This is a genomic window from Trebonia sp. (genome assembly GCF_030042015.1).
In the GTDB taxonomy this organism is placed as follows: Bacteria; Actinomycetota; Actinomycetes; order Streptosporangiales; family Streptosporangiaceae; genus Trebonia.
In genome coordinates this window covers 1-11,100 of the sequence record NZ_JASIAL010000026.1, presented here as the reverse complement: position 1 = coordinate 11,100, position 11,100 = coordinate 1, and the positions used below count along the sequence as shown (strand labels likewise).

7 protein-coding genes are annotated in these 11,100 nt (G+C 69.5%); 5 read left to right on the top strand and 2 right to left on the bottom strand.

What is annotated here, in order from left to right:
* Window positions 1–23: 23 nt before the first annotated feature.
* The 4 genes from Q1N79_RS01225 to rpsA all read left to right on the top strand — a co-directional run bounded on the left by Q1N79_RS01225 (window position 24) and on the right by rpsA (window position 7,310).
* Window positions 24–677: a response regulator gene (locus tag Q1N79_RS01225; protein ID WP_300603054.1), complete on the top strand. Its 654-nt coding sequence runs from the start codon at window positions 24–26 to the stop codon at window positions 675–677.
* A gap of 706 nt (window positions 678–1,383) precedes the next feature.
* Window positions 1,384–2,715 carry an aldose epimerase family protein gene (locus tag Q1N79_RS01220; RefSeq protein ID WP_300603052.1) on the top strand — a complete coding sequence of 444 codons (1,332 nt, stop codon included), beginning with the start codon at window positions 1,384–1,386 and terminating at the stop codon, window positions 2,713–2,715.
* 74 nt (window positions 2,716–2,789) lie between these two features.
* Window positions 2,790–5,501, top strand: coding sequence for a DNA polymerase I (gene polA / locus Q1N79_RS01215; RefSeq protein WP_300603050.1), 2,712 nt, complete (start codon window positions 2,790–2,792; stop codon window positions 5,499–5,501).
* A 258-nt stretch (window positions 5,502–5,759) separates the two neighbouring features.
* Window positions 5,760–7,310 (top strand): 30S ribosomal protein S1, encoded by a 1,551-nt coding sequence (gene rpsA, locus Q1N79_RS01210; protein WP_300603047.1) that lies wholly within the window; start codon window positions 5,760–5,762, stop codon window positions 7,308–7,310.
* Between the two features lie 101 nt (window positions 7,311–7,411).
* Here the strand turns inward: rpsA and coaE are convergent, their stop codons facing one another.
* Window positions 7,412–8,029 (bottom strand): dephospho-CoA kinase, encoded by a 618-nt coding sequence (gene coaE / locus Q1N79_RS01205; RefSeq protein ID WP_300603045.1) that lies wholly within the window; start codon window positions 8,027–8,029, stop codon window positions 7,412–7,414.
* A gap of 66 nt (window positions 8,030–8,095) precedes the next feature.
* On the bottom strand, window positions 8,096–9,403 hold the full coding sequence (locus Q1N79_RS01200) for a hypothetical protein (protein WP_300603043.1): 1,308 nt from the start codon (window positions 9,401–9,403) through the stop codon (window positions 8,096–8,098).
* Between the two features lie 417 nt (window positions 9,404–9,820).
* On the opposite strand from Q1N79_RS01200, the gene Q1N79_RS01195 reads away from it, so the two are divergent.
* Window positions 9,821–11,100: DEAD/DEAH box helicase family protein (locus Q1N79_RS01195; protein ID WP_300603040.1), on the top strand; the 1,280-nt coding region annotated here is incomplete at its 3' end.

Below are 11,100 nucleotides of genomic sequence, written 5' to 3'. Positions count from 1 at the left end.
CGAGTTCGCCGGAATCCGGCCGGCTGCGGGTCGTCATCGCGGAGGACGAGGCGCTGATCCGCCTCGACCTGCGCGAGATGCTCGAAGAGGAGGGCTACGTCGTAGCCGGCGAGGCCGCCGACGGCGAGAGCGCGGTGCGGCTCGCCGAGCAGGTGCGGCCCGACCTGGTGATCATGGACGTGAAGATGCCGGGCCTGGACGGGATCTCGGCCGCCGAGCAGATCACCTCAAGCCAGCTTGCCCCGGTCATCATCCTGACCGCCTTCTCCCAGCGCGACCTCGTGCAGCGGGCCAGCGAGGCGGGCGCGATGGCCTACCTGATCAAGCCGTTCACCAAGGCCGACCTGGTGCCCGCGATCGAGATGGCGGTCAGCCGGTTCACCGAGATCCGCGCGCTGGACTCCGAGGTCAACACGCTGCGGGAGCGGCTGGAGGTGCGCAAGCTGCTCGACCGCGCGAAGGGGCTGCTGCAGTCCGAGCAGGGGATGACCGAGCCGCAGGCGTTCCGCTGGATCCAGAAGACCTCGATGGACCGGCGGCTGACGATGCGCAAGGTCGCCGAGGCCGTGATCGAGGGCTCCATGCGCGCGGACGCGGGCGGCGGCGGCGAAAAGGGCGGCGAAAAGGGCAGCACGGACAAGGCCGGCACCGACAGGGGCGGCGCCGGGAAAGGCTGACCGGCCAGCGGGGGTCCCCGGGGACCCGGGGACCCGTTGGTACCGTGTCCGCCTTCCCCGGGCTGACACGTTCTCTACTTGGGCCCCCGGGTCCGCTGTCCACACGTTAGCGATCCGCCGCCCGGACGGCAAAGGTCAGTTCCCCCTTTGGACCGCGGAAAGTCAGCCTGTGATTCCGCCACGTTTACCCAGATGATTCCTGATTTGGTGACGTACGGTAGCCCTGTGCGCGCTCGTCCCCGGCTTAGCGGCTGCGAACTGGGCAGGTTCCGCCGGCGTCGCGGCTTATACAGGGGCACGTGTGGATGCAATTGCGGCGGAGCGTGTTCGGCCGGGAATAGATAACAATCTCATAGCCATCGGCGTGTCGTCCCAGCTGCGGCGGCGATGACCGGTTTGCGTCGCGCGGTCCGTGCAGCCAGTCACGGGGACCTTGTGTCACCACCGGAACCTCCGGTTTCACATAGCTCTGCGGCCTTCGGCCACACATCGACGGAATGAGTGAGACTTTGCTCGATATCGCGTGACTTTCACGGTGTTAGCGTTCACAATCGCCAAGTAAGCATGCGCATGCCGGGCCGGCTACCGGGCCCACAGTGAGGCCGGCCCAACGGGACCCCAACGAAGGGAAGCCTTCATGCGCACAAAGATGGGAAGTTGGAGGAGCAGTAGCCTAATCGCCAGGTCCGCGGTCGCAGCGATCATCGTGGCCATCCTGACCGCGGGGGGCGCCATCGCGGCCACCAGCGCGCCAGCGGCGACCGTGCAGCCACCGCGCTGGCACGGCGCGCTGAGCATCACCAAGCAGTACTTCGGCAGCACGATCGAGCCGTACACCGGCCTGAACACGCCGACGTACCGGTACACGCTGACCAATGCCAGGGGCATGCAGGTCGAGCTCCTGTCCTACGGCGCGATCACCCAGGCGATCGACGTGCCTGGCCGTTCCGGCCAGACGGCGGACGTGGTGCTCGGCTTCAAGACCCTGCAGGACTACGTCACCTACGACAGCCCGCCGGTGACCGTCAACGGCGGCCCGTACTTCGGAGAGACGGTGGGCCGGTACGCCAACCGGATCGCCGACGGCACGTTCAAGCTGAACGGGCAGACGTACACGCTGCCGATCAACAACGGCGTCAACGACCTGCACGGCGGCCTGGTCGGCTTCGGCGACCACATCTGGTCGCAGGTCGGCGCCCTGATCGACACCAAGTCGGAAGTCGGCGTGACGCTCCAGCTCGTGAGCCCGAACGGCGACTCCAGCGGCGCCGTCGGCAGCCCCGGCTGCCCGGACGGGTGCACCGGATTCCCCGCCCAGCTCACCGTGGACGTCACGTTCACGCTGAACAACCAGAACCAGTACGCGATCCACTACCAGGCGGTCAACGACTCGTCCACGCTGAGCACGGTCGTGAACCTGACCAACCACAGCTACTTCAACCTGGCAGGGGAGAACTCGCCCGCCGGCTCGGCTTACGGCCAGTACGTGCAGATCAACGCCGACAACTACTCGCCGACCGACACCACGCAGATACCGCTGCCCGGGCTGCCCGACGGCGTCCCCGTCGCCGGCACGCCGTTCGACTTCCGCACCCCGCACACGATCGGGTCACGGATCGACGACGTGAGCGCGCCGGACAACGTCCCCGCGAGCTACGACTCGCTCACCAACGGCGAGAGCCAGCTGCTCATCGCCCAGGGATATGACCACAACTGGATACTGAACGCGCAGACCCCGCAGACCACTGGCCCGGACGGCCTCAACCTTGCTGCCCGCGCCTGGGACCCGGGCAGCGGGCGCGAGCTGACCGTCTGGACCGACCAGCCGGGCGTCCAGTTCTACAGCGGCAACTTCCTCACCGGCACGCTGACCGGTATCAGCGGCGACACCTACCGCCAGGGCGCCGGCTACACGTTCGAGACGCAGCACTTCCCGAACTCGCCGAACAACCCGGACTTCCCGTCCACGGTGCTCGGCCCGAACGACACCTTCACCTCGACGACGATCTTCGCGTTCTCGTCGAACGGCTTCTTCTAACCGGCGACATGACGGTGCCCGGCTGTTCCGCGCTGAGCAGCCGGGCACCGTCGCGCAGTCATTAGGATCGGAGGGTGACTGACAGGCTTTTGCTGCTCGACGGGCACTCGCTGGCCTACCGGGCGTTCTTCGCGCTCCCGGTGGAGAACTTCTCCACGACGACAGGCCAGCCGACCAACGCCGTGTACGGGTTCACCGCGATGCTCATCAACGTGCTGCGCGACGAGCAGCCCACACACGTGGCGGTGGCGTTCGACCGCGGCGAGCCCACGTTCAGGCACGAGCAGTACGTCGAATACAAGGCGAACAGGCGCGAGACCCCCGAGGACTTCCGCAGCCAGCTGAGCCTGATCTTCGAGGTGCTCGACGCGCTCGGCATCCCCCGCCTGTCCGCGCCCGGCTACGAGGCCGACGACCTGATCGCCACGCTCGCCACGCAGGCGGCGGCCGACGGCATGGACGTCCTGATCGTCACCGGCGACCGCGACGTGCTGCAGCTTGTGTGCGACAAGGTCACCGTGCTGATGACGCGCCGCGGCATCACGGAGATGACCAGGTTCACCCCGGCGGCGGTGGTCGAGAAATACGGGCTGACGCCGGACCAGTACCCGGACTTCGCCGCGCTGCGTGGCGACCCGAGCGACAACCTGCCCGGCATTCCGGGGGTGGGGGAGAAGACCGCGACGAAGTGGATCGCGGACTTCGGGTCACTTGACGAGCTCGTCAACCGGGTCGATGAGGTCAAGGGCAAGGCGGGCGACGCGCTGCGCGAGCACCTGGGCGGCGTGCTGCGCAACCGCCAGCTCACCGCGCTCGTCCGCGACCTGCCGGAGGCCACGGTCGGCGCGCTGCCGCGCGACCTGGTGCCGCAGCCGTGGAGCCGGGAGACGATCCACCAGCTTTTCGACACCCTGCAGTTCCGCGTGCTGCGCGACCGGCTCTACCAGACCCTGCCGGACGGCATCGCGGGCGTCAGCGCCCCTGACCGCGCCGCTGCCGCCGCGGCGGACATGTCAGGATTTGAGGTGGAGACTTCGGTGCTCGGACCCGATGAGGTTCCCGCCTGGCTGACCGAGCACCAGTCAGCAGAACGAGCCGGGCTGGCTGTCACGGGCACCTGGGGGCGCGGCACGGGAAACCTGACCGGGATCGGCATCGCCGCGGCGGACGGGGCTGGCGCGTACCTCGACCCCGAGGCGCTGACCCCGGCGGACACCGACGCCCTGGCGGCCTGGCTGGGTGCTGACCGCTACCCCAAGGCCATGCACGACGCCAAGGGGCCGATGCACGCGTTCGCCGCCCACGGGTTCGCCTTCGCCGGCCTGACCAGCGACACCGCGCTCGCCGCGTACCTGGCGCTGCCGGGCCAGCGGACCTTCGACCTGGCCGACCTCGCGCTGCGCTACCTCGGCAAGGAACTGCGCGGGGACGCCGAAGAGCCGCAGCAGCTGACCCTGGACGGCTCCGGCGAGGAGGAGAGCGCCACCGCGCTCGTGCTGCGCGCCCGCGCCACGCTCGACCTCGCCGCGGCGCTGGACGCGGACCTGGAAAGGCGCGGCGCGGCGCGGCTGCTCGCGGAGATCGAGCTGCCGCTTGTCGACGTGCTCGCGCAGATGGAGCGCACCGGGATCGCGGCCGACACCGATCACTTGGCGGAAATGTCGGCGACCCTGTACGGCGAGGTGAAATCCGCCGAACAGGCCGCCTACTCGGTCGTCGGGCACGAGTTCAACCTCGGCTCGCCCAAGCAGCTGCAGGAGGTGCTGTTCACCGAGCTCGGGCTGCCCAAGACCAAGCGGATCAAGACCGGGTACACGACCGACTCCGAGGCGCTGACCAGCCTGCTCGCCGCGACCGACCACCCGGTCCTCGAGCACCTGCTGCACCACAGGGACGTGGCGAAGCTGAAGTCGATCGTGGACTCGCTGATCCCGATGGCCGGCGAGGACGGCCGGATCCACACGACGTTCAACCAGATGGTGGCGGCGACCGGACGGCTGTCGTCCACGGACCCGAACCTGCAGAACATCCCGATCCGCACCGAACTCGGCCGCCGCATCCGCCAGGGCTTCGTCGTCGGCGGGGGATATGAGACCCTGCTGACGGCGGACTACAGCCAGATCGAGCTGCGCATCATGGCCGACCTGTCCCGCGATGCCGCGCTCATCGCCGCCTTCGAGTCGGGTCACGACTTCCACGCCGCGACGGCGTCCCGGGTGTTCGGCATGCCGCCGCACGAGGTCGGCCCGGAACAGCGGGCGAGGATCAAGGCGATGAACTACGGGCTGGCGTACGGGCTGTCCGCCTACGGGCTGTCCCAGCAGCTGCGCGTGTCAGTGGAGGAGGCGCGCGGGCTGATGGAGGAGTACTTCAAGGAGTTCGGCGGGGTGCGTGACTACCTGCAGTCGGTGGTGGCGCAGGCCCGGCTCGACGGTTACACCTCGACGATCATGGGCCGCCGCCGCTACCTGCCCGACCTCACCTCGGACAACCGTCAGCGCCGTGAGATGGCCGAACGCATGGCGCTCAACGCCCCGATCCAGGGCTCCGCCGCCGACGTGATCAAGGTGGCGATGCTGCGGGTCGCGTCCCGGCTGTCCGCGGCCGGGCTGCGCTCGCGGATGCTGCTGCAGGTGCACGACGAGCTGATCTTCGAAATCGCGCCAGGCGAGCTCGCCGGCGTGCGCGCGCTCGTCACCGAGGCGATGAGCGGCGCGGCCGACCTGCGCGTCCCGCTCGAGGTCTCCACCGGCACCGGCCGCAGCTGGGCCGAAGCCGCCCACTAGACGGCCCCGGTTCACAAACCTGAGACCTAGCTGTAGCCCAGCTCAATTGACCCGCCAGCCATTACTTCATATTCTGAACGCTGCGCTGTGTCCTCGTGCGGTCCATCGCAGTCACCTGACCCGCGGGTCGGCTGGCTGCATTGCCGGCCGCCGGGCGTGTCGTGGCCGACCCGGCCACGCAGGTCCCGCGCGTTCACTGCATAAGTTCCCGGCGCACCACCATCCCTGATCCTGTCCGTATCCGGAGCCAACCCACACATGACGAGCAGCACGCAAGCCACCTCGACCCCCAAGGTAGCGGTCAACGACATCGGGTCTGAGGAGGCATTCCTCGCCGCGATCGACCAAACCATCAAATACTTCAACGACGGTGACATCGTTGAGGGCACCGTCGTCAAGGTCGACCGAGACGAGGTTTTGCTCGATATCGGCTACAAGACCGAGGGCGTCATCCCGTCCCGCGAACTATCGATCAAGCACGACGTCGACCCGCACGAGGTCGTCAAGACCGGCGAGCAGATCGAGGCGCTTGTCCTGCAGAAGGAGGACAAGGAAGGCCGCCTCATCCTGTCCAAGAAGCGGGCACAGTACGAGCGCGCGTGGGGCACGATCGAGCGGATCAAGGAAGAGGACGGCGTCGTGACCGGCACGGTCATCGAGGTCGTCAAGGGGGGCCTGATCCTGGACATCGGGCTGCGCGGCTTCCTGCCGGCCTCGCTGGTGGAGATGCGCCGGGTCCGTGACCTCCAGCCGTACGTGGGCCGCGAGATCGAGGCCAAGATCATCGAGCTGGACAAGAACCGGAACAACGTGGTGCTGTCCCGGCGGGCCTGGCTGGAGCAGACCCAGTCCGAGGTCCGGCACACCTTCCTCAACACGCTGCGCAAGGGCCAGATCCGCAAGGGCGTGGTCTCGTCCATCGTCAACTTCGGCGCGTTCGTCGACCTCGGCGGGGTGGACGGCCTGGTGCACGTGTCGGAGCTGTCCTGGAAGCACATCGACCACCCGGGCGAGGTCGTCGAGGTCGGCCAGGAAGTCACGGTCGAGGTCCTTGACGTGGACATGGACCGCGAGCGCGTCTCGCTGTCGCTGAAGTCCACCCAGGAAGACCCGTGGCAGCAGTTCGCGCGCACCCACCAGATCGGGCAGGTCGTGCCCGGCCGGGTGACCAAGCTGGTGCCGTTCGGCGCGTTCGTCCGGGTGGAGGAGGGCATCGAGGGCCTGGTGCACATCTCCGAGCTGGCCGACCGCCACGTGGAGATCCCCGAGCAGGTCGTCCAGGTGGGCGAGGAGATCTTCGTCAAGATCATCGACATCGACCTGGACCGGCGGCGGATCTCGCTGTCGCTCAAGCAGGCCAACGAGGGCACGATCGGCGAGGCGGTCGGCGACGACTTCGACCCGACGCTGTACGGCATGCCCGCCACCTACGACGAGCAGGGCAACTACGAGTACCCCGAGGGTTTCGACCCGGAGACCGGGGAATGGCTGCCCGGCTACGACGCGCAGCGTGAGGAGTGGGAGCGGCAGTACGCCGAGGCCCGCGCCCGCTTCGAGGCGCACCGCCGGCAGGTGGAGGAGTCCCGCGCCAAGGCCGAGGAAGAAGGCGGGGAGGCCGAAGCCGGCGAGGAGGCGGCCGCCCAGCCGTCAGGGACACCAGGGCCGTCAGGGGCCGGGACGCCGGGCCAGCCCTCCGGCCGTGCCCCGCGCGGCGCTCGTCCCGCCGCGGAGCCGAGCGCTCCCGGCGGCACCCTCGCCTCGGACGAGGCCCTGGCAGCCCTGCGCGACAAGCTGTCCGGCCAGAGCTAACCGAACGAACAGCGGCGCCCGTGCCGCCGTACCCGACCCCGGGTACGGCGGCACGGCGTTCTCCCGGCCCGGATCTTTCTTGCTGTTATCAGCGCCGGGGATCAGCCGTCAGCACGGGCCCGCAGGTCCGCCCAGACCTCGGCCACCCGCCGGTCCAGGTCGGCGAGCGTACCCGAGTTGTCGATGACGATGTCGGCAACGGCCAGGCGCGCCTCCCGGCTCGCCTGGGCCGCCATTCGCGCCAGTGCCTGCTCCTGCGTCATCATGCGCTGTCCCGCGAGCCGCTCGGCCTGCACGTCCGGCGGCGCGTCCACGACGATGACCAGGTCGAACCCGGCCGCCCGCTGCTCGCCGCCCTCGGCGAGCAGCGGGACGTCGTGCACGACCACCAGGCCGTCGCCGCCCGCCCGGACGGCGGCCGCCTCGGCGGCCCGCATCCGCTCGTGCACGAGCGGGTGGACGATGGCGTTCAGCCGAGCCCGCGCAGCGCCGTCCGCGAACACGATCGCCGCCAGCCGCGCCCGGTCCAGCGAACCGTCGGGCCGCAGCACCTTCGGCCCGAAAGCCGCCGCGATCCGGTCGAGCCCGGGTGTGCCGGGCTCGACCACCTCCCGCGCGGCCGTGTCCGCGTCGATGACGACCGCGCCGAGCGCGGCGAACCGCCGGGACACCTCGCTCTTCCCGGCCCCGATCCCGCCGGTCAGCCCGACCCGCAGCATGATTCTCCCTCCGCCGGGCCGGCCTGCCCGGCCGCGGCTACCCTAGCGCGGCGGCCGGGCAGCGCCTCAGGTCGGGTTCCGCGTGGCCGAAAGCCGCCACTTGCCGTGTGCGTACACCTCGGCGAAGGTGTTCGCGGGCACGGTGTCGCCCACCGCCACGCACGACTGCGAGCTTGCGCAGGAGACCGCGCTGACCTGCGTGTAGAGGTCGCCGCCCGGCGGCTCAGGCAGCTGGGTTAGCCGCCACGTCTTCCCGTCCCAGGTCTCCGCCACCGGGGTGTCCTGGTAGGTGCCGGCCGCGACGCAGAAGCCCGCAGCCGGGCAGGACACGCCGGCCAGCTCGAGGTAGCCGATGCTGCTCACCGTGGGCATCGGCTCGACCCGCCAGGTCTTGCCGTTCCAGCGCTCGGCCAGCGGATACTGCCCCTGGTTGTCGCCCACAGCGGTGCAGTCGTCCGCGGCCGGGCAGGACACGGCGGTGAACTCGTCGTTGTGGCTCACGTCCACGGTGCCAGGCAGCAGGCTCCAGGAGCGGCCGTTCCATCGCTCGGCGAGCGTCTTGTCCCGGTAGGCGGGGCTGGGCTGGGCGGTGAGCCCGTAGGCGTAGTTGCCGACCGCCACGCAGTCGTCCGCCGCGGCGCACGACACCGCGGCGATGTCGGCCTGCTGTGCTTGCGGCGGCGGGGCGTGCATCGTCCCGGCATGCCAGGTCTTGCCGTTCCAGGTGGCGAACACGAGCGCCGTCCCGCTTCCCGTCCCTACCGCCATGCACGCGTCCGCGCTCGCGCACGAGACCGCGTCCAAGTCGGCGGCGTCACTGGGCGAGGCGATGACCCGCCAGTGGCTGCCGTACCCGGCGAGGATCGGGGCGCCAAGGGCCAGGCAGCCGGCCGAAGTGGCCGAGCTGGCCGGAGCGCAGGACACGGCTGCGAGACTGCTGTATTTCGGCCCGTCAGGCGACGGCTCCAGGATCCACGCCTTGCCCGTCCACTGCTCGACCAGCGTGTGCTCACGGGTGATGCCGTAGTACCACGCGCCGACGGCGACACACTGCGCGCCAGCGCAGGAAACGCCGTTAAACAAGTCGGCGCGCTTGACGGCGGCGCCGGCCTTGGCCGTGGCAACGGCTCCGTGCTCTTTGGCCGCCGCTTCTTTCTCTGCCACCGCCTTGGCCGCCGCCGCGCTCGCCGCCGATTCCGCCGCGCCTGTCTGCGAGTGCCCGGCTACCGCCCCCGACGGCGCCGCGCTGGTCGTGATCGCGGTCTCCCGCGCTCCGCTGCCCGCCGGGGAAACGGGCGCCGAGGCGCAAGCGGTCGCCAAGCCGAGGAGCCCCAGCAGCGCGATCACGCAACCGCCGGTTCTCAGTTGTCTCATCGGATTCTCTTTTCCTCGGGAACGCTTCACCCTTCTATGACGAACCCCGGGCCCGGATGGTTAAGCGCGCTCCATGCCGGACGCCCTTCGCGTGGCCGGAACATCTTAGGACCCGAGCTGCATGGACAAAACGGGACAAAGCTGGGCACAGACGCTGCGTCCCGGGTCCCAAGTTGGCAAAATCGTCCCAGTATGTGAGATATCCGGCCGGAACGGGGCGAGCTCGAGACCCGACCCCGGTCGCTGCGGGCGCGGCGCGGCCCCCCGCTCTCCCGGGACGGTACGGGCTCGCAGCCCCGCAGGATCGCAACCGCCCGGCCGGAATGTCAGACCCCCGCCGTAGTGTTGGATCGTGAGCCGCCGCGGGGGAGCACGGCGGCCGGGAGCGGCCAGGAATGGCCGGGAGGAGGTGGCGCGGTGCGGCCGGTTACGGACCTGCAGCGCAGGCTCGCGCCGTTCAATGTCGTCACGAACATGGTTCCCGCGGGAGACCAGCCCGGTGCGATCGCCGAGATCGAGCGGCGGATCCGGGCGGGCGAGAAGGACACGGTCCTGCTCGGCGCGACCGGGACCGGCAAGACCGCGACCGTCGCGTGGATAGCCGAGCGGCTGCAGCGTCCCGTCCTGGTCATGCTGCCGAACAAGACGCTCGCCGCCCAGTTCGCGAACGAGCTTCGCGAGATGCTGCCAGAGAACGCGGTCGAGTACTTCGTCTCGTACTACGACTACTACCAGCCCGAGGCGTACGTCCCGCAGACCGACACCTACATCGAGAAGGACTCCTCGATCAACGACGAGGTCGAGCGGCTGCGGCACTCCGCCACCAACTCGCTGCTCACCCGGCGGGACACGGTCGTCGTGGCGTCCGTGTCCTGCATCTACGGCCTGGGCACCCCGCAGGAGTACGTGGACCGGATGCTCACGCTGCGGATCGGCGACACCGTGGACAGGGACGGCCTGCTCAGGCAGCTGGTCGGCATGCAGTACAACCGCAACGACCTGTCGTTCACCAGGGGCACCTTCCGGGTGCGCGGCGACACGATCGAGATCATCCCGCAGTACGAGGAGCTCGCCGTCCGGATCGAGATGTTCGGCGACGAGATCGAGCGGCTGTCCACCCTGCACCCGCTGACCGGCGAGGTGATCAGCGAGGACGACGAGCTGTACGTCTTCCCCGCCTCGCACTACGTGGCGGGCGAGCAGCGGATGGAGCGCGCCATCGCCGGCATCGAGGCCGAGCTGGCCGAGCGGCTCGCGGAGCTGGAACGGGGCGGCAAGCTGCTCGAGGCGCAGCGGCTGCGCATGCGCACCACGTACGACATCGAGATGATGCGGCAGGTGGGCAGCTGCTCCGGCATCGAGAACTACTCGCGGCACATCGACGGCCGCGAGGCGGGCAGCCCGCCGAACACGCTGCTCGACTACTTCCCCGAGGACTTCCTGCTGGTGGTCGACGAGTCGCACGTCACGGTGCCGCAGATCGGCGCCATGTACGAGGGCGACGTGTCCCGCAAGCGGGTGCTGGTCGAGCACGGTTTCCGGCTGCCGAGCGCGATCGACAACAGGCCGCTGACGTGGGACGAGTTCTGCGACCGGATCGGCCAGACCCTCTACCTGTCGGCCACGCCCGGTCCGTATGAGCTGCGGCGCGTGAGCGGCGACGTGGTTGAGCAGGTGATCAGGCCGACAGGGCTGGT